Genomic DNA, 20,588 nt, shown 5'->3' on the forward strand with positions numbered 1-20,588 from the left:
CAAACGGATGGTGGACGGAGCGAGATGAGGCGGCGGACGATCCTGGCCCTGCCGGCCTTCCTGGCCGGCGCGTGGCTTGCCGGACCCCTGCGGGCGGAGGCGCCCCAACGGCCGGAACCCAAGGCGAAGAAGGCCCCGGCGCCCACCGGGCGTCGCGTCGCCCTGGAACTGGTTCTGGCGGTGGACGGGTCGGCGTCCATCACCGATGGCGACCTGGAGTTCCAGCTGCAGGGCCACGCCGCGGCCTTCCGCGATCCGGACGTCCGCGACGCGCTGACCGCGGGTGGAGCCGCGGCGACCCTGGTGGTCTTCTCCGGCCCGCACAGCCTGCGCGTCCTGGTGCCCTGGGCTCCACTGACCAGCGCGGAGGAGGTCGCCGCTTTCGCGGACCGGATCGACAAGGCGCCGCGCGGCTTCCAGGGCGATTCCACGGCGCTGGGCAGCGCCATCGAGGAGTCGGCGAAGCTGTTCGCCGGAAGCGGCTTCGACGCCGCGCGCAAGGTGATCGACATCGTGTCGAACGGCTTCTCCAACAGCGGCCCGGACCCCGCGGTCGTTCGCGACCGCGTCGAGCGGCAGGGGATCACCATCAACGCCCTGGCCATCCTCGACGAGTTTCCCTGGTTGGAGGAGTATTACCAGGAGAATGTCGTCGGCGGCATGAATTGCTTCGTGAAGACGGCAATGGACCGTGGCAGTTTCGTCAAAGCGCTCCGACAGAAACTCATCCAGGAGATCGCCGATCGTTCAATGTCGGGCTCGATTATCACTGCGGCTAATTTTTAAGTCCCAGCGCCCAGCCGTCCTGAATCTTGGAAAATCGTCTGGTGGAGCGACGCCAGATCGGGCTAACTTACCTTTGCATGCAAGGGCGAGAGGTGAGGCTTCTCTCCAAGTGTTCTCGGGCGGCCCTGCATCCTGAATCGTGCTTTGGAACGGTGGGATGGACAATCGGAAGTCGGCGGGGGTGGGCGACATCGCGGTCGCGGACATCGTGGCGGCAGCCGGCGTTGCGGTCGCCAGGCAAGACCTCGCCCAGGGCGCGCTTCCGCCCGCCGACCGCTCATCGGCTTCCGTTCGTCCACCGGCGGCCGCCCGCCGCAGGTGGACGCCGGGTCTGCAGGGCGTGGCGACGACACTGGCCATCGTCGTCCTCCTGGCGCTGGGGGCGCTGACCGCAGCGGTCGGGTCGGCCTTTCTCGGCATCATCGGGATCGCCGGTGAGGCGCGGACCACCAGCCTGCCGCTCCTCGACGCCCGGCATCAGGGTGCCCTGGCCGCCGCGCAATTGAGCCGGCTGGCCGAGGTCGTTCTCAACAGCGGCGACCGCGCCCGCCGCGTCGCCGCCCTGGAAGAGGCGGAGGCGCTGACCGCCCGGTTCACCCGGATGCCGGACATCGGCGCCCAGGACGGGTTCGAGCGCGCGTTGAACGCCTTGCGGCACGACATCCACCACGCCGACCTGCTCGACGCGCTGTCCGTCAGCATCCGCGAGCAACTGTCCGGGGTAGACGACGCGCTGGCCGGCGCCACCGCGCTGCTTGCGGAGCCGGACAAGGCGGTTCAGGACTACGCTTTCCTCAGCAACCTGTTCCATCTGCGCCGGCTCTACGGGCAGGCCACGGCCAGCGAAACGGCGGAGCAGCTCGCGCTGGTGGACGGCGAGATCGTCGGGCTGCTGCGCAACCAGCAGGCCCTGCTGGGCACCCTGTCCAGCATGAGGACCGGACCGGCGGCTCAGCCCAACCGGCTCGCCCTTCTTCTGGACCGGTTCACGGCGGCGCACGCGGTGATCGACCTGCAGCGCGGGCGCCTGTCCGTGCCGGTCCGGGGTCCGCAGGACGGCGATCCCGCCTATCGACAGTTGAAAACGCTGGCCGAGGGCCTCTCCGGCGACGCCGCCGCGTCCGGCCGGAGGATGACGGACCGCATCGCCGCGGACGGCTGGCGCGGCTTATGGATCGGGTTGGCCGGGCTCGCCGCGGTCATCCTGCTGTTGGCAACCGTCACGGCGCTGCTGCGCCGCCATGTGGTGGCTCCGCTGCTGCGGCTCGGCGACGCGCTGCACGCCTTGCCGGAGAACCCGCAGGCTGCGGCCCCGCCGCCCGCCGCGCTGCGGGAGTTCAAGCGCATCGGCGCGGCGTTGGGGCGTCTTGCCGGTTTGATCGCCACGCTGCGCCGCCAGACCGCGGCCTTGCAGGCGAGCGAGGGACGGCTGAACGCCCTTCTGCAGTCCTCGCCGTTTCCCATCGTCATCGCGCGCAGCGGTGACGGGCGGATCCTGTTCGCGGACGCCTCCGCCGCGGAGCTTCTGGAGACCACCGTCTCCGCTCTGCTGGAACGCAGGGTGCCGGACTTTCTGGAAGCCGCGGCCGATTGGGAGGGATTCGCCGACGGCGCGTTCCGCCCCGGGCGGCGGCGGGACGTCGAGGCGCGGCTGAGAACCGCGGAGGGCCGTCCCTTTCACGGCGTGTTGTCGGCGATGGCGATGGATCACGGCGGCGAGAACGCGCTGTTCGTGGCTCTTCACGACATCTCCGCGCGCAAATACGCCGAAAAGGCGGTGCTCGCCGCGAAGGAGGAGGCCGAACGCACGCTGCACGACCTCCGGCAGGCCCAGAGGAGCCTCGTCCAGGCGGAGAAGCTGGCGTCGCTGGGGGCGCTGGTTGCCGGGGTGGCCCATGAGATCAGCACCCCTGTGGGAATCGGCGTGACCGCCGCCAGCCATCTGTCGGAGCAGGCGCGGCAGTTCAAGGCCGACATGGCCGGTGGAGCGTTGCGCCGCCGCGAACTGGATGAGTTCGTGGACCGGGTCGACGAGGGCGCTTCCATCATCCTCGGCAATCTGGAGCGGGCCTGCACACTGGTTCAAAGCTTCAAGCAGGTGGCCGTAGACCAGACGTCGGAGGCGCGGCGGCCCTTCGAGCTGCGCGGCTATCTGGACGGCGTGCTGGGCAGCCTCGCCCCGCAGATGAAAGGCGGCGGGCATCGGGTGACGCTGGAGTGTCCGGACGGGCTGATGATGGACAGCTATCCCGGAGCCCTGTCGCAGGTGGTGTCGAATTTGGTCGTCAACGCGCTGCTGCACGCCTTCCGGCCCGGCGTGCCGGGCACCATCGCCGTCGCCGCGCGCGCCGACGGTCCGTCCTCCGCCGGTGCCCCGGGAGTTGTGCTGGAGATCGCCGACGATGGCCGCGGCGTTCCGCCCGACCACATCGAGCGCATCTTCGAGCCCTTCTTCACCACGCGCCGCGCGGAAGGCGGCAGCGGGCTCGGCCTGCACATCGTCCACAACATCGTCACGGGAACGCTCGGCGGGCGCATCGCCGTGGCGTCGCAGCCGGGGGCCGGCTGCCGCTTCACCATCCATCTGCCGCTAACCGCGTCACCGCTGGCGCCGCCCGCCATTGCCGCCGGCCGCGTCGGGATGGAGGATGCGGTGCCCGCCTGACGGGTCAGGCGCGGGCGCGTTCGATCTCGACGCCGACGCTGGCGGCGTCCGGGAACACGTCCAGCTTCTCGACCCGCACCTTGACGCTGGCGATCCGTTCATCGGACAGGCAGCGCTCGGCGATCCGCTCGGCCAGCGTTTCGATCAGGGTGACGTGGCCCTGGCTGACCAGCCCCTTCACCACCGCCGCCATGTCCTCGCCGGTGACTCCGGGCGCGGCGACGTCCAGGTCGAGGCTCAGGCGGATGCGCTGCGGTTTGATCCGCTCGTGGGCATAGACGCCGATCAGCGCATCCATGACCAGATCGCGCACGAAGCAACGGGTGGAGAGCGCCGCCGGGGCCGAGCGGGGCGTCGGAGCGGTGACGGTGGCGAAGAGCTTGTTCATGGCGCACACGCCTATCACGCCGTCCCCGTCCTGCCAAGGCGCGCGGGCGGCGATCGATGAGGGGCTCGGATGCCGAATGCGCGGGAACGGGGCGGCGCTCATGGCCGCCCCGCGCCGGATCCGGCCGTGCAAGGTCAGGCGGAGGCTTCGGAACGGATGCGCTCGCGCAGCACGTCGATGGGCCGCAGGTCGGCGCCGTCCTCATAGTGCCAGAAGGTCCAGCCGTTGCAGGCCGGAAGCCCGGCCATGGCGGCCCCCACCTGATGGATGGAGCCGCGATGGTCGCCGCGCGGGCCGGACCCGATCAGCGTGCCGTCGGCGCGCACGCGGGCGGCCACCCGGCGGCGCTGGTCGAACAGCGTGGTGCCCGGACGCAGCAGGCCGCGCTCCACCACCCAGCCGAACGGGATGCGCGGGGCCGACCGCTTCGGCGGCGTGTCCAGGACGGCGGCGTCGGGCGCCTCCTCCACCGCCGCGATGCGGGCGGTGGCCGCCTTGGCGTAGGTCGCGTCGCGCTCCAGCCCGATCCAGTTGCGGCCCAGCCGCTTGGCCACGGCGCCCGTGGTGCCGGTACCGAAGAAGGGGTCCAGCACCGTGTCGCCGGGGCGGGAGGAGGAGAGGATGACGCGGTAGAGAAGCGATTCCGGCTTCTGCGTCGGATGGGCCTTGCGGCCCTCCTCGTCGCGCAGGCGCTCCGCGCCGTTGCAGATCGGCAGCAGCCAGTCGCTGCGCATCTGCAGGTCGTCGTTCAGCGCCTTCATGGCGTCGTAGTTGAAGCGGTAGCGGGCGTCCTTCTCGCGCGAGGCCCAGATCATGGTCTCATGCGCGTTGGCAAAGCGCGTGCCGCGGAAGTTCGGCATCGGGTTGGTCTTGCGCCACACGATGTCGTTCAGAATCCAGAAGCCCAGATTCTGCAGCGTGGCGCCGACACGGAAGATGTTGTGGTAGCTGCCGATCACCCACAACGATCCCTCGGGCTTCAGGATGCGTCGGGCCGCGGCGAGCCAGTCCCGCGTGAAGCGGTCGTAGGTCTCGAAATCCTCGAACTTGTCCCAGTCCTCTTCCACTCCGTCAACACGCGAGTGGTTCGGGCGCAAGAGTTCGCCCCCCAGCTGGAGGTTATAAGGCGGATCGGCAAAGACAAGGTCCACCGATTCAGCCGGCATTTCATTCATGAGGGCGATGCAATCGCCCACGAGAATTTTGTTCAGGGGGAGCATTGACGAAACCAAAACAGCGAATCAGTCGTTGGGACAATGATTCGCCGCCGAGTCGCCGTCAACTGATTTCTTGCGCCGGAATCGCGGCGCTCAGCCGGCCCGTTCGATTTGGGCGCGGACTGGTGCAAAAGTGACTCGGTGATGGGGAGTCACGCCATGGCGGCGCAGCGCCTCCAGATGCTCCGGCGTCGGGTAGCCGGCGTTGCGGTCCCAGCCATATTCCGGGTGAATCTCGGCCAGCCGCATCATCTCGCGATCGCGCGCCACCTTGGCGACGATGGACGCCGCGGCGATCGACTGGCTGCGCCCGTCGCCCTTGACGATGGCCTCCATCAGGCAGGACAGGGCGGGCTTGAACTTGCCGTCGATCAGCGCGACGGCGGGCGGCTCGCCGGGCAGCGCCTCGTAGGCGCGCTTCATGGCCAGCAGCGTGGCCTTGTGGATGTTGAGCGCGTCGATCTCCGCCGCGGTCGCCTCGGCCAGGGCGACGGCCAGGGCGTGGGCGCGGATTTCCGGCTCCAGCGCCTCGCGGGCGCGCAGGCTCAGCGCTTTGCTGTCGTTGATGGCGCTGGCCAGCGCGTCGGGCAGGCCGCCCGCCGGAAGCACCACGGCGGCGGTGACCACCGGTCCGGCGAGCGGGCCGCGTCCCACCTCGTCGATGCCGCAGACCAGCCGCCCCTGGCCCAGCGCGATCTCGAAGGACAGGTCCGGCTGCGGACGGAGGGGTTTCGGGCGGGCGGTTCTGGCGGCGGCTTTGGAGACGGCTTTGGCGGTCATGGAGAGTCGGATCTTGCTGGTTCGGCGTGGTGGACCGGCCGTCCGCCGGAAAGCTGCTCGATGTAGATGCGCGTCAGCGAGCGCAGGATGGGCGGCATCGTCTCGACGGCCTTGGCGAACTGGTCCTTGCGGATGATTTCGCAGACCGTGGCCTCCAGCGCAACGACAGTGGCGGCGCGCGGCCGGTTGGCGAGGAGGGCCAGCTCCCCGAAGATGCGCCCCGGCCCCAGCACGCCGAGATCGGTCCCGTCGCGCCGCACGCCGACCGAGCCGGACTGGATCAGGTAGGCCGCCGTCCCCGCGTCCCCCTGGCGGAAGAAGCTGTGGCCGCTGCGGAACATGCGGCGGTCGGCCACCGTGGCGAAGGAATCGGAGGAGCGGATGGCGGCGCTCCCCTCCTGCCGTTCGGGCTGGGACAGGCCGTAGCTGCGGCGGATCGCGGCAACGAGGCTTTCCAGCAGATAGGAAGCCAGCGGCGGGCAGCGGCCGCGCAGCGCGCGGAAGGTCTCGCGCGACAGTTCCACCGCCTCGACGGTGGTCAGCGCGCGCACCGTGGCGCTGCGCCGCCCGTCGTCGAGAAGCGCCATCTCCCCGACGATGGCGTTGGCGCCGACCGTGCCCAGGCGGCGCGGACCGTCCGCGCCATCCAGCAGAACCTCCAGCTCGCCAGACTGGATCAGCCAGGCGCGTTCCCCGGACTCGCCCTGGCGGATCAGCACGGTGTCCGCGGCGATGCGCCGCGTGGGAAGGTCGGGTCCGCTTCTCGTCATCACGGGTTCCATCGCTCCGGGCTGGCCGCCCGTGTTCCCCGCAGGTTAGCGCGAATGCCGGTCCGGTTCAGGCGATTTCGCGGTGGCGAATCCGCGCGGCCAGAGGGAGGCGGCCGTGACGCTTGGCGGGGCGCGCCGGCTGCGCTATGCATGGCGCCCTCAAATCGAGAGGCCGGAAGTCATGACCACCACCGCCACCACCGAATGCCCCTGCCGTTCCGGCAAGCCCCTGGACGCCTGCTGCGGTCCCTATCTGGACGGAACCGCGCCGGCCCCGACCGCCGAAGCGCTGATGCGGTCGCGCTACTCGGCCTTCGCCTGCGGGAAGATCGACTATCTGCAGGAGACGCTGCTGCCGGAGACCCGCGAGGATTTCGACCGCAAGGAGATCGAGACCTGGGCCGCCAACAGCCAGTGGACCGGCCTCGAGGTCCGCAGCACCGAGGCCGGCGGGGCGCAGGACGAGGACGGGGTGGTCGAGTTCGTCGCCCACTTCACCATGAACGGCAAGCCGCAGAAGCACCATGAGACCAGCCGCTTCACCAAGCGGGACGGCCGCTGGTACTATGTGGACGGCACGCTGGGCGCCCGCCCGCGCAGCGGTCCCAAGGTCGGTCGGAACGATCCCTGCACCTGCGGCAGCGGCAGGAAGTACAAGAAGTGCTGCGGGGCGGCCTGACGGCGCAGCCCTGAGGTTACGGTGTCGAGAGGCCGCTTTTTGACCGGCAATCCGCCGATTCTCGCAGCAATTGCGATATTTTTGGTCGCCCGGTGACCGCCGGGCGGCCTTCGGCCGGGTTTTGGCCGAATCTTTCTTTCCGGCGCGCGCGATCTCAATTGAAAAGCGCGGCGGAACGGATCATCTTCGGGGGGCCATGTTCCGCCGGTTGGGGCATGGCCTATCACGACAGATGAGACCACGTATGTTCGACCGTCCGCAGCGCAACAGCTTCCGCGCTCCCGAGATCACCCAGCGCAACATCCGCGCCACCGTCAAGTGGTTCAACGCGACCAAGGGCTTCGGCTTCGTCACGCCCGAAGACGGTTCGCCGGATGCCTTCCTGCATTCCACGGTTCTGCAGTTCTGCGGACACGACAGCCTGCCCGAGGGTGCCACCATCACCTGTGACCTGTCCCGCGGCCCGAAGGGCCCGCAGGTCGCCACCATCCATGACGTCGACACCTCGACCGCCAGCGAGTCCCCGCGCCCGGCGGCGCGCGCTCCGCGCGGCGACAGCTACGGCGGCGGCTACGGCGGCGGCGGCAGCTACGGCGGCGGCGCCGAGGAGACGGTCGACGGTACCGTGAAGTGGTTCAACGTGTCGAAGGGCTTCGGCTTCATCGCCCCGTCGACCGGCGGCAAGGACATCTTCGTCCACATCCGCGCTCTGGAGCGTTCGGGCCTCGACGTGCTCGCCGACGGCGAGCAGGTGCGGGTGACCGTCCGCCAGGGCGTCAAGGGTCCGGAAGCGCAGCGCGTCGAAGTGGTCTGACGTCGAACAGCCGGGGGTGAGGGGCGGGGCGGACCCATCCCACACGCCCGGTCGCGGAAGCAGCACCATTCCCCTCACCGTCACGATCCGCCCATCGGGTCCGTGGCGGTGAGCGGGGCACAAGAAAAGCCCGCCGTTCCAGTGGAGCGGCGGGCTTTTTTGCGATCTCGTCTTCGGTCCAGCGGGCGGGCCCGTAGGGGGCGGCTGTTACGGCCGCCCGATCAGCGTGCCCATCAGGCGGGTGCGGATGGCCGCGACGGCGCAATCCAGCGGGCGGTCGGCGTCCGGCTTCGACGGGGCGGCGGCCACGTCCGGGCACAAATCCTCGATCCGCCAGGCGCGCGGCGGCGGCGGCGGGGTGGCGTGCGGATCGCAGGTCGCCGGGTCGGGATGCGTCTCCTCGCTGTTGTCGTTGGCCGGCTTGATCTCCAGGTTCGGCGACACGCCGAAGCAGTCGACCAGCCCGCCGGACGGGCGGAAATAGCGCGCCGTGGTCAGGCGGATGCCGATGTCGCCGGACAGCGACGAAATGGTCTGCACCGACCCCTTGCCGTAGCTGCGCGTGCCGAACAGCAGAGCCCGGCTGTGGTCCTGAAGGGCGCCCGCGACGATCTCCGACGCCGAGGCCGACCCGCTGTTGATCAGCAGGACGATGGGAAGCCCGGCCAGCAGGTCGCCCGGCGTGCCGGTGTAGCGACGGTTCTCGTCCGGATCGCGGCCACGCACCGACACGATGTCCACCGCTTCCAGGAAGCGGTCGGCGACGTTCACCGCCTGATCGAGCAGGCCCCCGGGGTTGTTGCGCAGGTCCAAAACCGCACCGGCCAGCCGGCCGTGGGCCTGCCGGCGCATCTCCTCCACCGCCTCGTCCAGCGCGTGGGAGGTCTGCTGGTTGAAGGCGGCGATGCGGATGTAGGCGACGTCGCCCTCCAGCCGGTAGCGGACGGGCTGGATCTTCACGATGGCGCGGGTCAGCGACACCCGGAAGGGGGCGTCGGGGCCGCCGTTGCCGCCGCCGTTGCGGCGCATGGTCAGGGCGACGGAGGTGCCGACCGGGCCGCGCATCCGCGCCACCGCGTCGCGCAGGTTCATGCCCTTGACCTGGGCCTCGTCGATGCGGGCGATCAGGTCGCCGGTGCGCAATCCGGCGCGGGCGGCAGGGGAACCGTCGATGGGGGAGACGACGCGGATCAGGCCGCTGTCCTCATCCATCGTGACCTCGATGCCCAGCCCGCCGAACTCACCCTGGGTCTGCTCCCGCATGTAGCGGAAATGCTCCGAGTCGAGGAAAGCCGAGTAGGGATCGAGGGAGGTCAGCATGGCGTCCAGAGCCGCCTCGGTCAGCACCCGGTCGGTCGCTCCCGGCTCCTCCTTCTTCTTCTTCTGAAGGCCGGCGACGGCCTTCTCGACGAGCGCCTGCGGCGTGCCCGGCTTCACATGCTCGGCCAGCACGCGGCGCAGGACGTCCGAGAAGAGGAGGTAGTTGCGGTCCGCCGGGGAGGGGAGGGAGGAGGTGCCCTTGGCCTTCGCGAACTCCTGCCGGTAATGGTCCAGCGCGATGCTGGTGTCGGCGCGGGAGGCCGGCACCACCGCGCAGGCGGGTCCCATCGCCACCATCAGCAGCAACAGCGCCGCCAGCAGTTTCGCCATCCTGCGCCCCTCTTGACTGACCGGCCCGGCCGGCGGAATCAAAGCCATCAACGCGACTGCAAGCCTTATTGTACCAGGGGTTTCGCCTGCCGGACGCCCAAGGCCGGTGCATATGTGCGTTTGTACAGCGGAACACGGCCTTCCGGCCGGTCCCGCCGGTCGTCCATCCGCAACCTAGCACGTTGACCGGGCAATCTCAAATCCTGCCCCCCGATGCCGCGGGACCCGCCGCCTCGCTCAGGATAGGATATATGTCTCCACCCGTCGCGCCGCCACTCTCCGGGCGGGGGAGAGCGCCGGCGCGGGGATTCTACGCCTTAATAGGCACCTTTTCCGCTGAGCATCACGCCGACCGTGCGCAGCAGGATGCGGATGTCGCCCCAGAAGCTCCAGCCCAGCAGATAGGCGGTGTCGAGCTGGACGCGCCGGCCGTAATCCACGTCGTTGCGGCCGCTGACCTGCCACAGGCCGGTCAGGCCGGGACGGCAGCGCGTGTAGAAGGGGAAGCAGACGTGATAGCGCGCCACCTCCTCCTGCACGATGGGGCGCGGGCCGACCAGGCTCATGTCGCCGGTCAGGACGTTGAAGAGCTGAGGCAGCTCGTCCAGGCTGGTGCGGCGCAGGAATCGGCCGATCCAGGTGATGCGGGGATCGTTGCGCAGCTTGCGCGTCGCCTCCCACTCGGCGCGGGCTTCCGGGTCGGACTCGATCAGCTTCTCGAAGACCTCCGGCCCGTTGACGACCATCGAGCGGAACTTCCAGCAGGTGAAGTCCCGGCCCTCCGTCCCGATGCGGCGGTGGCCGAACACCGCGGGGCCGCCGTCCAGCGTGATGAGAAGCCCGACGATCAGCATCAGCGGCCCGAAGAACAGGATCAGCCCGACCGCCCCCACGAGATCGAAGGCGCGTTTCACCCGGTTGCGGTGCAGCGGTTCCGTGGTCGGCAGACGCGCGACCAACTCCGCGGCGGACGCCGTGCCGGCAAGCGTCGCCGGTTCCAGCGGTGCAGCACCCAACTGGATGGACTGCGGAATACCCATCGATCCCCCGTACTCACAATTCGGCTGGCGGAAACACGACCGCCTTCCGGGGGAGGCAACGCGCGAGGCGCGTCCGGGGTCCCCCGGCTGGGCCGATCCGTCGCAGTTCCATTGCGGTACGCCGGGTGGCGGGATCGGGGCCGACGGGGTGCCCCTTTCGGTGTAAGCGAAGGCTCAGCAGATGCGGGGAAGCTGCTCGCCGGACAGCCAGTCGACGATGCGCTTGCCGCCGAAGCGCGTCTCCATTTGCACGAAGCGGTGAGCATCCTCGACCACCGTGCCGATGATGGCGGCCCCGCTGCCCAGCGGATGGGCGCGCATGGCCGCCAGCAGGCGGTCGGCGTTCTCCGCCGCGCAGACGGCGATCAGCTTGCCCTCGTTGGCGACGTAGAGCGGGTCGAGCCCGAGCAGTTCGCAGGTGGCCGCCACCTCGGCCTTCAGCGGGATGGCGGCCTCGCGCAGCAGCATGCCGACTCCCGACTGGTGGGCGATCTCGTTCAGCGTCGTCGCCAGACCGCCGCGGGTCGGGTCGCGCAGCACATGGACGTCCGGCACCGCCGCGACCATGCCGGCGACCAGCCCGTGCAGCGCGGCGCTGTCCGACCGGATGTCGGTCTCGAAGCTGAGATTCTCGCGGGTGGACATGATGGCGACGCCGTGGTCGCCCATGGTGCCGCTGACCAGGATCGCGTCGCCGGGCCGCGCCCGTTCGCCGGACGGGGCGACTCCGGGGGGCACCACGCCGATGCCGGTGGTGGTGATGAAGACGCCGTCGCCCTTGCCGCGCTCCACCACCTTGGTGTCGCCGGTCACGATGGAAACCCCGGCCTCGCGCGCGGCCCGGGCCATGCTGTCGACCAGCCGCTTCAGGTCGGCCAGCGGGAATCCCTCTTCCAGGATGAAGCCGGCGGTCAAATAGAGTGGCACCGCCCCCGCCATGGCGACGTCGTTCACCGTGCCGTGCACGGCCAGCGATCCGATGTCGCCGCCGGGAAAGAACAGGGGCGAGACGACGAAGCCGTCGGTCGTCACCACCATGCGACCGCCGGGCGCGTCGAAGGCCGCCTGGTCGTTGCCCTGGTCGAGCAGCGGGTTGGCGAAGGCCGTGGCGAACAGCTCCCGCACCAGCTGGGCCATGGCCTTGCCGCCCGATCCGTGACTCATGTCCACGGCGCCGCGGGCGAGGTCGAGCTTGCGGGTGAAGAGGCGGCGGTCGGTCATGGCGGGGTCCGTAAAGTCAGGCGGCGGCGCCGGTGGGGTCTTCGGAAGCGGGCGGCAAGGTGCCGGTTGCGGCGAGCAGGGCGAGCGTGCGCTCCGCTTCCTCCGGGTCGAGCTTGGACAGGGCGTAGCCGACATGGACGATCACGTAGTCGCCCACCGCCACACTCTCGACCAGCGCCAGGGAGCAGGCGACCTTCACCCCGCCCAGGCTGACCGTGGCGCGGTCGTCCTCCAGAAGCTCGGTCACGCGGGCGGGAACGGCGAGGCACATCGGGGCGGTCCTTCCACAAGCAAACTCTGTACGGCGATCCAGGCCTGACCCAGGCTGATCCCGCCATCGTTGGCCGGCGCCCGGCGGGGCAGCAGCGCGGCGACGCCGCGCGCCGCGAAGCCGGCGCTCAGCTCCTCGGCCAGGACGGCGTTCATCAGGCAGCCGCCGGACAGGGCGACGCGGTCGAAGCCGCGCGCCGCCAGTTCCGGCATGGCCCACGCGACCAGCGCCGCGGCCAGGGTGCCATGGAACCGTTCGGCCCCCTCCTGCGCATTGATCTGCAACAAACTTTCCAGCAGGGGGGTGAGATCGAGAAGGCCGCCGTCGATCCGCCAGCCGCCCTCCAGCACCGTGGGGCGCCGGACCAGCGATTCCAGCGCCATCGGCGCCTCGCCTTCGAAGCCGGCGACGGCGCGAACCCCCAACAGACCGCAGGCGGCGTCGAACCAGCGCCCGCAGGAGCTGGTGGGAGGCGCGTTGATACCGCCCTCGATCATCCGCCGCACGCCGTCCGCCGGGCCGCAGGCGGCGAAGCGCCCGGCGATCTCCGCGCCGCGCCCCATGCGGGCCAGCGCCGCCGCCCCCATGCGCCAGGGCTGGCGCGCCGCCACGTCGCCGCCGGGCTGGGCCAGCGGCGCGAGATGGCCGAGGCGGGTGAAGCCGGTGCCCTCCACCAGAAGCATTTCCCCACCCCAGGACCCGCCGTCCTCGCCCAGCCCGAAGCCGTCCAGCGCCAATCCCAGCGCCGGGCCGTCCACCCCGTGCTCGGCCAGCACCGCGGCGATGTGGGCGTGGTGATGCTGCACCGGCAGCGTCGGCCGGCCGAGCGATTCGGCAAAGCGCGTGCCCTGGAAGTCGGGGTGGAGGTCGTGGGCGACGGCGACCGGCTCCACCGCCAGGATGCGGCGCAGATGGTCGACGCTTTCCTCCAGGAACGCCAGGGTCGCGGCGTTGTCGAGGTCGCCGATGTGCTGGCTGAGGAAGGCTTCGTTGCCGCGGGTCAGGCAGACGGTGGCCTTCTGGTGCGCGCCGACCGCCAGCACCGGCGGGCCGGAACGCGGCAGGCGGATGGGCGCCGGCGCATGGCCGCGCCCGCGCCGCAGGAAGGCCGGCGCGCCCGCCACCACCCGCATCACGCTGTCGTCGGCGCGGATCAGGATGTCGCGGTTGTGGTCGACGATCAGGTCGGCGATGCCCTCCAGCCGCCGCCGCGCCTCGTCGTTGCCGATGGCGAGCGGTTCGCCGCCGGGGTTGGCGGAGGTCATGACCAGGGCGAGGTCCTGCGGCCGTTCCAGCCACGCCGTTCCGTCGGGGCGCCCGGCGGCCTCGTGGAACAGCAGATGATGGATCGGCGTGTAGGGCAGCATGATCCCCAGCCAGGCGAGGCCGGGGGCGATGGTGTCGGGAAGGGGTGGGGCGTCGTCCCGCCGCCGCACCACCACCACCGGCCGCGCCATCCCCTCCAGCAGCGCCCGTTCCGCCGCCCCCAGCTCTGCGAACCGCGCGGCGGAGGCAAGGTTGGCGACCATCAGGGCGAAGGGCTTGCCGTTGCGCTGCTTGCGCGCGCGCAGCCGCTCCACCGCCGCCGCGTCGAACGCGTCGCAGGCGAGATGGAAGCCGCCCAGCCCCTTGATGGCGACGATCCGTCCGCCGCGCAGTGCGGCCAGCACCTCATCGATGGAATGGGACAGGCGCGGGCCGCAGGCCGGGCAGGCGGTCGGCTGGGCGTGGAAGCGGCGGTCGGTGGGATCGGCGTATTCGGTGGCGCAGTCCGGGCAGAGCGCAAAACCCGCCATGGCGGTCTGCGGCCGATCGTAGGGCAGGGCGCGCGTGATGGTGAAGCGGGGGCCGCAATGGGTGCAGTTGAGGAAAGGATAGCGGTAGCGCCGGTCCGCCGGGTCGAACAGCTCGGCCAGACAGGCCGGGCAGACGGCGGCGTCGGGAGCGATCCCGGTGCTCACCGCGCCGCCCAGCGAGGCCAGGATGGCGAATCCCGCCTCGTCGGGGCGGATGGGGCAATCTTCCGCTTCGACCGCGTCGATCCGCGCCAGCGGTGGGGCGTCCTCCGCGAGCGCCGTCAGGAGGCGTTCCAGGCCGTCGCCCTGCACCTCCGCCAGCACCCCGGCCCCGTCGTTCAGCACCCACCCGGTCAGGGCGAGGCGATGCGCCAACCCATGCAGGAAGGGCCGGAAGCCGACCCCCTGCACCCGCCCGCGGATCCGGAGGCGCAGCCGTTTCACCGAGCGGCGACCGCCTTCGCAAGCCCCTCCTCGATCCAGCCGTACCAGTCCTCAAGCCCCTGGCCGGTGGTCGCGGACACCTCGATCACGCGCAGGTTGGGCTTCAACTGGCGGGCGTAGGCGATCATGCGCGCCACGTCGAAGGTCAGATGCGGCAGCAGATCGACCTTGTTGACCAGCAGCAGGTCGGCGCCGGCGAACATCGCCGGATATTTCAGGGGCTTGTCCTCCCCTTCCGTCACCGAGAGCACGACGACCTTGTGCGCCTCGCCGAGGTCGAAGCCGGCCGGGCAGACGAGGTTGCCGACATTCTCGATGAACAGGACGCTGCCCGTCTCCACCGGCAGGCGCCCCACCGCCTGGGTGATCATCTGGGCGTCGAGATGGCAACCCTTGCCGGTGTTGACCTGGATGGCCGGCGTGCCGGTGGCGCGGATGCGGTCGGCGTCGAAGGAGGTCTGCTGGTCGCCCTCGATCACCGCCATCGGGAAGCGGCCCTTCAGGTCGGTCAGCGTGCGGGTCAGCAGGGTGGTCTTGCCCGACCCGGGGCTGGACATCAGGTTCAGCACGAACACGCCCTTCGCCGCGAACAGCTGGCGGTTCACCGCGGCGAAGCTGTCGTTCTTGGCGAGGATGTCCTGTTCGATGGCGACGAGCCGGGTCTGGGACATCCCCGGCACCTCCGTCCCCGCCGGGCCGCGGCCGAGGTCGATGGTGCCGTGGTCATGCCCATGGTCATGCGCGTGATGGTCGCCGTGCGTGTGCCGGTAGACCTTGCCGTCCGGTCCGACATGCTCGTGGCTGTGGTCATGGTGATCATGATGATGGTGATCATGATCGTGGTGGTGATGGTCATGATCGTGATGATGGTCGTGACCATGGTGGTGGTGATGGCCGTGCCCGTGGCCGGCCTCGATTTTCGTTTCGCCTTCGGCGCAACCGCAGACCGTGCACATCACTCCACCTCCAATTCCTTGACGCGCATTTCCTCGCCGCCGGTCACCAAGAGCTGGTGGCCGTCGCATTCGGGGCAGGGGGCCGACCGCTCGGGAAGCGGGACCGGCTTCTCGCAGGACAGGCAGAAGGCCTGACCCGGCGGGCGCGTGATGTCCAGCACCGCCCCCTCGGCGATGGTGCCGCGGCTGACCGCGTCGAAGCCGAAGGCGATGGCCTGCGGCTCGACGTGGGACAAGGTGCCGATGACCAGCCGCACCGTCTTAACCTTCGTGAAGCCCTGGGCCGCGGCCTGATCGCGGATCACGTCGATGATGCCCTGGCTGAGCGCCAGCTCGTGCATGGGTCAGTCCTCGTCCTGAATCGTGATGGCGGAGGCCACGCAGGGGTCGAGCGCCGCCGCCAGCAGGCCCGCGCGCTCGGCCAGCGCGCCATCGGCCGCGGCGCCGGCCAGACCCTGGGCCAGCGGCCCGTCCGCGGCGAAGTTCCATTCGGTCGGCGCGACGATGCGGCAATCGGCGATGCGGCCGTTCTCAAGCCGAAGCCAGTGGGCGAGGCGCCCGCGGGCCGTTTCGACGGCGCCGCTTCCCACGCCGTGCCCGGTGCGGCCGCCGTCCGGAGCCGGTTCGGCGTCCTTCAGGCGGTCGGCCTGGGACGCCAGACGCTCCGCCAGTTCCGCCAGTTCCACGAGCCGGGCGGCGGCGTGGGCGGCGAGGCCGGGGCCGTGCGTCGACAGCAGCGCGGCGACCAGCGGGTGCGCGCTCCGGCGGGCCAGCGGGCCGGTGTGGGCGGGGGCGCCGTTCTGCCGGGGAACCTCGGAGAAGGCCGCGTCGGCGGACAGCCGTTCGCCGAACCAGCCCGCCGGATGCGGTTCCAGCGCCGGCACGCGGCAGGCGCCGAATCCCGCCATATCCGGCGCCAGGACGCGCCGCATCAGCCGGGCCGCGGGAGTTCCGGCGGCTCCGGCCCAGCGTTCCAGCTCCGCCGCGTCGGTGGGAGGCGGGGCGGCGAAGACGGTGCGCTCGACGCCCTCGCGCAGGGCCGCGATGGCGGCGGCCAGGGCGGCGCGGTCAGGGCGCAGGGAGCCGCCGCCGGGACGCAGCCCGTCGCGGGCGGGGTAGAGCGCGGGATGGAGCGCCGCCGCCGCGGCGCGCAAGGCCGCCAGCTCCCTCGGCCGCGACGCCTCGCCCAGCCGCGCCGGCCAGTCCATCAGGACCTGCCAGGCGTGGTTCGTCGCGGCTTCCGCATCGGCCAGCAACGCGCGGGCGGCGGCGTGGGGGCGGGCGTCGAGGCCGAGCGCGCCTTCCAACGCCGCCGTCGCGGCCAGCGACTGGGCGGTGCCGCACAGGCTGAACAGCAGCGGCACGAGGCGCATCGCCTCCTCGGGGGTGCGCCCGCACAGGGCGCGGGCGGCGGCGGGGCGGCGGACCCGCACCGACACGGCGCGCACCCGCCCGCCGGCGGTCGTCAGCCGCACCGACACGCCGCCTTCCAGCCCGGCGCCCGCGACGCTCATCGGCGCGCTCTTCCGAACAGGGAGCGGCGCGACAGGGCGGGCTTTGCCGCCTCCGCATCGCTTGCGGGCGGCTCGGTCCATGGTCCCGGCGGCGGTGGCTCCCGCATCAGATGGCCGAGCGCCAGGACGGCGGCGGCGCGGGCGTCCTTCTGGTCGGCGAACACGTTCATGGCCGAGGCGAGCGGGATCGCCGCCAGCGTTCCCAGGACGCCCAGCCGCGCCGCCGTGAAGCGGTAGGCGCCGGAGGGCAGGGCGATCTCCACCTTGTCGCCGTCGCGCCGGTCCGCCCACGAAGCCGGATCGCGCGGGATCAGCACGGCGTTGAGGAACCAGGGGGCGATGACGCAGCCGATCCAGCCCGGCCCATGGGAGCGGAAGCCCAGCGCCTCCACCGACAGGGCGGCGTTGCAGATGGAAACGCCGGCCATGTCGCGCTCCGCGATCAGGCGGTAGCTGGCGGTCAGGGCGGCGACCCGCTGATCCATGGGATCGGCGCCGGGCGGCTCCATGACGGTGAAGCCATGCTGCGGTCCGCCGCAACCCGGACAACGCCAATAGTCCGGCAGGCCGCCGAAGGGCGTTCCCGGCGGCACCTCCCGTCCGGGATCGCCCGCCGCCGGGTCGTAGACCGCGCCGCAGGACCCGCAGGCCGGGCGCGCGTCGGCGGCGAAGCCCGCCTCGGGTCCGCCGGTCGTCATGCGGTCGCCTTTTCGATGAGGTCGGCGAACAGGTGGTCCACGTTCTCCCCCTTCGCCGCCAGCAGGATCGCGTCCAGCGCGCGGTTCAGCGGTTCCACCTCCTCGACCTCCAGCGGGCGGACGGCGCGGTCGAGATGGACCAGCACCCAGCCGCCTTCCGGCACCTCCTCGATCAGCATGACGTTGACGCGTCGCTCCTCGCCGCGGCCGGCGCAGCGCGCGGTGAAGCCGTCGGTCTCCAGGACCTGCATCGGAATGCCGAGACACATGCGCGCCCTCACGCGGAGAAAGCCAACCCATGCGGCATCTTGACCGGGGGTTGAATGCGCACATTGATGTGCGTCAAACATGCGGTCCGACGTAACTTCATGGCGCTCCGCCATTTCCAATCGGAACGGTTCTGCTAAAGTGGCGACCGCTTCGCGCGCGATGGGGTAGGGGTCGGTCGTGCGCCGTTCAACGATACAGCAGGGGTTTTCACGGATGAAACGTTTCGCTCTCGCGTCGGCCACCGCGGCGGCGGCCCTGGCCGCGCTGCCCAACGCGGCGCTCGCCCACACCTTCGGCGCCCACGACGCCGGGCTCGTCCATGGCTTCCTGCACCCGGTCGGCGGCTGGGACCATCTGCTGGCGATGGTCGCCGTCGGCCTGTGGGCGGCGCAGCGCGGCGGCATGGCCCTGTGGGCGCTGCCCACGGCCTTCGTCGGCGCGATGATCGGCGGCGGCCTGCTGGGCCTGGCCGGCGTCGGCCTGCCGCAGGTCGAGCTTGGCATCGTCCTGTCCGTCGTCGCCCTGGGCGCCCTGATCGCCCTGCAGTCCCGCCTGCCGCTGCTGGCCTCAGCCGGCGTGGTCGCCCTGTTCGCGGTGTTCCACGGCCATGCACACGGCGCCGAGATGCCGGAGGCGGCGCAGCCGCTGCTCTACGGCCTGGGCTTCGCCCTGTCGACCGCGCTGCTGCACGGCGCGGGCATCGGCGCCGCCCTGTCGCTGCGCCGTCTGGTCGAGGGCCGCAAGGGCGCCCTGGCGCTGCGCGGCACGGGCGCGGTGGTCGGGCTGGCCGGCGTGGCGCTGCTCGCGCTGGGCTGACCCGGGACGCCCCAGGGCGTCCGATTCGGCATCGAAGGCCCGGCGGAGCGCTCCGCCGGGCCTTTTCCTTCTCCGGAGGTTTGCGGATTCCGTCAGGGAATCCAAGTGTTTGGCCGCGCGCGCCCAGTGCCCTTCCCCAGCGCGTCCAGGACGGCCATGCTGTGCGCCGACCGTCCTGAAGGGGAACCACGCCGATGACACCGCCGACCCTCGCCTCCCTGCGCAACGCTCTGCTCGCCCTGGCCGTCGCCCTTCCCGTTGGCGCCGTCCTGGCCCCCGCGGCGCCGGCCCTCGCGGAGGTTCCGGGCCAGCAGCGGACCCAGGCGCCGGGCTTCTACCGCATGGCCATCGGCGATTTCGAGGTCACCGCGCTCTATGACGGTTTCATCGACCTCGACCGCAAGATCCTCAGCGGCGCCAGCGCCGACGACATCCAGAGCCTGCTCGCCCGGATGTTCCTGGCCGACACGCCGGGCGTCCAGACGGCGGTGAACGCTTTCCTCGTGCACACCGGCGCGAACCTCGTCCTGGTGGACACCGGGACGGCCAAGGCCTTCGGTCCGGCGCTGGGCTTCATCGCCGACAACATCCGCGCCGCCGGCTACAGCCCGGAACAGATCGACACGGTGCTGCTGACCCACCTGCACCCGGACCACGCCAACGGCCTGCTGCGCCCGGACGGCGCCATGCTGTTCCCCAACGCCACGGTCCAGGTCGCTAAGGCCGACGCCGACTTCTGGTTGAGCGAGGAAGTGGCGGCCAAGGCTCCGGCGGACAGCCAGCCCTTCTTCGCCATGGCCCGCGCGGCGGTGGCGCCCTACGCGGCGGCGGGCAAGCTGAAGCCCTACCAGCCCGGCGACAGCTTGGTGCCCGGCGTGGAGTCGGTGGCGGCCTACGGCCACACGCCCGGTCACAGCGGCTATCTCTTCACGTCGGGGGAGCGCAGCATCCTGATGTGGGGCGACGTCGTGCACAGCCACTCCGTGCAGTTCGCCCGCCCGGAGGTCGTCATCGAGTTCGACGCCGACAAGGAGCAGGCCGTCGCGTCCCGCAAAAAGCTTTTCGCCGACGCCGCGGCGCAGAAGCTGTGGGTGGCCGGCGCCCATCTGCCCTTCCCCGGCATCGGCCACGTCCGCACCGAAGGCAAGGGCTACGCCTGGGTCCCGGTGGAGTTCGGCCCGATCCGCGCCGACCGCTGACGTGATGTGAACGGCGCCGCCACGCTCAAGGTCTGGGCGTGGCGGTCACGCCGAGGCGGGCCAGCTCCTCGACGATCATCGTCACCATCCGCGGGATCACCGCCTCGATCTCCGGCGACATCATCAGGCCGGTGCCCAGCGCCAGCGGCACGCAGCCGACCACCGTCACGCTTTCCGGCGCCTCGTCCTGCAGGCGCAGCGAGGCCAGCAGGTCGCTGAGGCCGAGCTGGTGGGGCGACAGCTTGCCCTTGAAATAGGCCGGCACCGCGTCGCCGCGCAGCACGGTCAGGCTGGCCGGCGGCGCGCCGGTCTTCACCGCGTCCACCGCGATCAGGTGCTTGTGGCTGGCGATCAGGTCCAGCATGTCCATGCCGCAGGTGCCGCCGTCGACGACGCTGACGTGATCGGGCACGCTCCAGGCGGCGTCGAACGCCTCCATGGCGCGCACGCCCACCCCTTCGTCCATCAGGAGGATGTTGCCGAGGCCGAGGACGAGGATGGACATGGGACATGCGCTCCGTTCGTAGGTTTTGAAACAGCAGGATGAAACGGGACCGGCGCCGGGCGCCGTGAACTGGATCAATCACCCGGCGTGGGGGACGCGAAAAGCCCCT

At 71.0% G+C, this 20,588-nt stretch carries 21 protein-coding genes; 6 read left to right on the forward strand and 15 right to left on the reverse strand.

The window, feature by feature from the left end:
* Positions 1 to 24 precede the first annotated feature (24 nt).
* Together ABVN73_RS14925 and ABVN73_RS14930 are read left to right on the forward strand one after the other, a co-directional pair.
* Complete coding sequence (locus ABVN73_RS14925) at positions 25 to 786, forward strand: DUF1194 domain-containing protein (protein WP_353860434.1); 762 nt, start codon at positions 25 to 27, stop codon at positions 784 to 786.
* Positions 787 to 943: 157 nt separating this feature from the next.
* Entirely contained in the window at positions 944 to 3,451 is a 2,508-nt protein-coding gene (locus tag ABVN73_RS14930; protein ID WP_353860435.1) for a PAS domain-containing sensor histidine kinase, read from the forward strand.
* A gap of 4 nt (positions 3,452 to 3,455) precedes the next feature.
* Here ABVN73_RS14930 and ABVN73_RS14935 read toward each other — a convergent pair whose 3' ends face one another.
* The 4 genes from ABVN73_RS14935 to ABVN73_RS14950 all read right to left on the reverse strand — a co-directional run bounded on the left by ABVN73_RS14935 (position 3,456) and on the right by ABVN73_RS14950 (position 6,606).
* Entirely contained in the window at positions 3,456 to 3,839 is a 384-nt protein-coding gene (locus tag ABVN73_RS14935; RefSeq protein ID WP_353860436.1) for a dihydroneopterin aldolase, read from the reverse strand.
* A gap of 134 nt (positions 3,840 to 3,973) precedes the next feature.
* The gene (locus ABVN73_RS14940) at positions 3,974 to 5,059 is read right to left on the reverse strand and encodes a DNA methyltransferase (RefSeq protein ID WP_353860437.1); all 1,086 of its coding nucleotides are present in this window, start codon (positions 5,057 to 5,059) and stop codon (positions 3,974 to 3,976) included.
* Positions 5,060 to 5,149: 90 nt separating this feature from the next.
* Positions 5,150 to 5,836, reverse strand: coding sequence for a ribonuclease HII (locus ABVN73_RS14945; protein ID WP_353860438.1), 687 nt, complete (start codon positions 5,834 to 5,836; stop codon positions 5,150 to 5,152).
* The gene (locus ABVN73_RS14950; RefSeq protein WP_353860439.1) at positions 5,833 to 6,606 is read right to left on the reverse strand and encodes a cyclic nucleotide-binding domain-containing protein; all 774 of its coding nucleotides are present in this window, start codon (positions 6,604 to 6,606) and stop codon (positions 5,833 to 5,835) included. The genes ABVN73_RS14945 and ABVN73_RS14950 overlap by 4 nt, the downstream gene beginning before the upstream one ends.
* Positions 6,607 to 6,787: 181 nt before the next feature.
* Between ABVN73_RS14950 and ABVN73_RS14955 the strand changes: the two genes are divergently transcribed.
* Both ABVN73_RS14955 and ABVN73_RS14960 read left to right on the forward strand, forming a co-directional pair.
* A complete protein-coding gene (locus ABVN73_RS14955; protein WP_353860440.1) occupies positions 6,788 to 7,285 on the forward strand; it encodes a YchJ family protein in 498 nt (165 codons plus the stop codon).
* A 244-nt stretch (positions 7,286 to 7,529) separates the two neighbouring features.
* Complete coding sequence (locus ABVN73_RS14960) at positions 7,530 to 8,099, forward strand: cold shock domain-containing protein (RefSeq protein WP_353860441.1); 570 nt, start codon at positions 7,530 to 7,532, stop codon at positions 8,097 to 8,099.
* A 207-nt stretch (positions 8,100 to 8,306) separates the two neighbouring features.
* Here ABVN73_RS14960 and ABVN73_RS14965 read toward each other — a convergent pair whose 3' ends face one another.
* The 10 genes from ABVN73_RS14965 to ABVN73_RS15010 all read right to left on the reverse strand — a co-directional run bounded on the left by ABVN73_RS14965 (position 8,307) and on the right by ABVN73_RS15010 (position 17,958).
* Complete coding sequence (locus tag ABVN73_RS14965; RefSeq protein WP_353860442.1) at positions 8,307 to 9,749, reverse strand: S41 family peptidase; 1,443 nt, start codon at positions 9,747 to 9,749, stop codon at positions 8,307 to 8,309.
* Positions 9,750 to 10,066: 317 nt separating this feature from the next.
* Positions 10,067 to 10,789 carry a sugar transferase gene (locus tag ABVN73_RS14970; protein WP_353860443.1) on the reverse strand — a complete coding sequence of 241 codons (723 nt, stop codon included), beginning with the start codon at positions 10,787 to 10,789 and terminating at the stop codon, positions 10,067 to 10,069.
* Positions 10,790 to 10,963: 174 nt separating this feature from the next.
* Positions 10,964 to 12,010, reverse strand: a complete 1,047-nt coding sequence (gene hypE, locus ABVN73_RS14975; RefSeq protein WP_353860444.1) for a hydrogenase expression/formation protein HypE — start codon at positions 12,008 to 12,010, stop codon at positions 10,964 to 10,966.
* A gap of 16 nt (positions 12,011 to 12,026) precedes the next feature.
* The gene (locus ABVN73_RS14980; RefSeq protein ID WP_353860445.1) at positions 12,027 to 12,281 is read right to left on the reverse strand and encodes a HypC/HybG/HupF family hydrogenase formation chaperone; all 255 of its coding nucleotides are present in this window, start codon (positions 12,279 to 12,281) and stop codon (positions 12,027 to 12,029) included.
* Complete coding sequence (gene hypF, locus ABVN73_RS14985) at positions 12,254 to 14,521, reverse strand: carbamoyltransferase HypF (RefSeq protein ID WP_353860446.1); 2,268 nt, start codon at positions 14,519 to 14,521, stop codon at positions 12,254 to 12,256. Before hypF ends, ABVN73_RS14980 begins: the two co-directional genes overlap by 28 nt.
* A complete protein-coding gene (hypB, locus tag ABVN73_RS14990; RefSeq protein ID WP_353860447.1) occupies positions 14,518 to 15,477 on the reverse strand; it encodes a hydrogenase nickel incorporation protein HypB in 960 nt (319 codons plus the stop codon). Before hypB ends, hypF begins: the two co-directional genes overlap by 4 nt.
* Positions 15,477 to 15,818 (reverse strand): hydrogenase maturation nickel metallochaperone HypA, encoded by a 342-nt coding sequence (gene hypA, locus ABVN73_RS14995; RefSeq protein WP_353860448.1) that lies wholly within the window; start codon positions 15,816 to 15,818, stop codon positions 15,477 to 15,479. The genes hypB and hypA overlap by 1 nt, the downstream gene beginning before the upstream one ends.
* A gap of 3 nt (positions 15,819 to 15,821) precedes the next feature.
* Positions 15,822 to 16,991: a nickel-dependent hydrogenase large subunit gene (locus ABVN73_RS15000; protein ID WP_353860449.1), complete on the reverse strand. Its 1,170-nt coding sequence runs from the start codon at positions 16,989 to 16,991 to the stop codon at positions 15,822 to 15,824.
* Entirely contained in the window at positions 16,988 to 17,689 is a 702-nt protein-coding gene (hybE, locus tag ABVN73_RS15005) for a [NiFe]-hydrogenase assembly chaperone HybE (RefSeq protein WP_353860450.1), read from the reverse strand. Before hybE ends, ABVN73_RS15000 begins: the two co-directional genes overlap by 4 nt.
* Positions 17,686 to 17,958 (reverse strand): HypC/HybG/HupF family hydrogenase formation chaperone, encoded by a 273-nt coding sequence (locus tag ABVN73_RS15010; protein ID WP_353860451.1) that lies wholly within the window; start codon positions 17,956 to 17,958, stop codon positions 17,686 to 17,688. The genes hybE and ABVN73_RS15010 overlap by 4 nt, the downstream gene beginning before the upstream one ends.
* Before the next feature lie 214 nt (positions 17,959 to 18,172).
* On the opposite strand from ABVN73_RS15010, the gene ABVN73_RS15015 reads away from it, so the two are divergent.
* Positions 18,173 to 18,775, forward strand: a complete 603-nt coding sequence (locus ABVN73_RS15015) for a HupE/UreJ family protein (RefSeq protein WP_353860452.1) — start codon at positions 18,173 to 18,175, stop codon at positions 18,773 to 18,775.
* A 194-nt stretch (positions 18,776 to 18,969) separates the two neighbouring features.
* Positions 18,970 to 19,974 carry an MBL fold metallo-hydrolase gene (locus ABVN73_RS15020; protein WP_353860453.1) on the forward strand — a complete coding sequence of 335 codons (1,005 nt, stop codon included), beginning with the start codon at positions 18,970 to 18,972 and terminating at the stop codon, positions 19,972 to 19,974.
* 25 nt (positions 19,975 to 19,999) lie between these two features.
* Here the strand turns inward: ABVN73_RS15020 and ABVN73_RS15025 are convergent, their stop codons facing one another.
* The gene (locus ABVN73_RS15025) at positions 20,000 to 20,479 is read right to left on the reverse strand and encodes a HyaD/HybD family hydrogenase maturation endopeptidase (protein WP_353860454.1); all 480 of its coding nucleotides are present in this window, start codon (positions 20,477 to 20,479) and stop codon (positions 20,000 to 20,002) included.
* Between the last annotated feature and the right edge of the window lie 109 nt (positions 20,480 to 20,588).

Source organism: Azospirillum formosense (assembly GCF_040500525.1).
Lineage (GTDB): Bacteria > Pseudomonadota > Alphaproteobacteria > Azospirillales > Azospirillaceae > Azospirillum > Azospirillum formosense_A.

Coding starts and splice junctions, on each gene's coding strand:
- ABVN73_RS14925 (WP_353860434.1), top strand. CDS start 25: ATGAGGCGGCGGACGATCCTGGCCCTGCCGGCCTTCCTGGCCGGCGCG.
- ABVN73_RS14930 (WP_353860435.1), top strand. CDS start 944: ATGGACAATCGGAAGTCGGCGGGGGTGGGCGACATCGCGGTCGCGGAC.
- ABVN73_RS14935 (WP_353860436.1), bottom strand. CDS start 3,839: ATGAACAAGCTCTTCGCCACCGTCACCGCTCCGACGCCCCGCTCGGCC.
- ABVN73_RS14940 (WP_353860437.1), bottom strand. CDS start 5,059: ATGCTCCCCCTGAACAAAATTCTCGTGGGCGATTGCATCGCCCTCATG.
- ABVN73_RS14945 (WP_353860438.1), bottom strand. CDS start 5,836: ATGACCGCCAAAGCCGTCTCCAAAGCCGCCGCCAGAACCGCCCGCCCG.
- ABVN73_RS14950 (WP_353860439.1), bottom strand. CDS start 6,606: ATGACGAGAAGCGGACCCGACCTTCCCACGCGGCGCATCGCCGCGGAC.
- ABVN73_RS14955 (WP_353860440.1), top strand. CDS start 6,788: ATGACCACCACCGCCACCACCGAATGCCCCTGCCGTTCCGGCAAGCCC.
- ABVN73_RS14960 (WP_353860441.1), top strand. CDS start 7,530: ATGTTCGACCGTCCGCAGCGCAACAGCTTCCGCGCTCCCGAGATCACC.
- ABVN73_RS14965 (WP_353860442.1), bottom strand. CDS start 9,749: ATGGCGAAACTGCTGGCGGCGCTGTTGCTGCTGATGGTGGCGATGGGA.
- ABVN73_RS14970 (WP_353860443.1), bottom strand. CDS start 10,789: ATGGGTATTCCGCAGTCCATCCAGTTGGGTGCTGCACCGCTGGAACCG.
- hypE (WP_353860444.1), bottom strand. CDS start 12,010: ATGACCGACCGCCGCCTCTTCACCCGCAAGCTCGACCTCGCCCGCGGC.
- ABVN73_RS14980 (WP_353860445.1), bottom strand. CDS start 12,281: ATGTGCCTCGCCGTTCCCGCCCGCGTGACCGAGCTTCTGGAGGACGAC.
- hypB (WP_353860447.1), bottom strand. CDS start 15,477: ATGTGCACGGTCTGCGGTTGCGCCGAAGGCGAAACGAAAATCGAGGCC.
- hypA (WP_353860448.1), bottom strand. CDS start 15,818: ATGCACGAGCTGGCGCTCAGCCAGGGCATCATCGACGTGATCCGCGAT.
- ABVN73_RS15000 (WP_353860449.1), bottom strand. CDS start 16,991: ATGAGCGTCGCGGGCGCCGGGCTGGAAGGCGGCGTGTCGGTGCGGCTG.
- hybE (WP_353860450.1), bottom strand. CDS start 17,689: ATGACGACCGGCGGACCCGAGGCGGGCTTCGCCGCCGACGCGCGCCCG.
- ABVN73_RS15010 (WP_353860451.1), bottom strand. CDS start 17,958: ATGTGTCTCGGCATTCCGATGCAGGTCCTGGAGACCGACGGCTTCACC.
- ABVN73_RS15015 (WP_353860452.1), top strand. CDS start 18,173: ATGAAACGTTTCGCTCTCGCGTCGGCCACCGCGGCGGCGGCCCTGGCC.
- ABVN73_RS15020 (WP_353860453.1), top strand. CDS start 18,970: ATGACACCGCCGACCCTCGCCTCCCTGCGCAACGCTCTGCTCGCCCTG.
- ABVN73_RS15025 (WP_353860454.1), bottom strand. CDS start 20,479: ATGTCCATCCTCGTCCTCGGCCTCGGCAACATCCTCCTGATGGACGAA.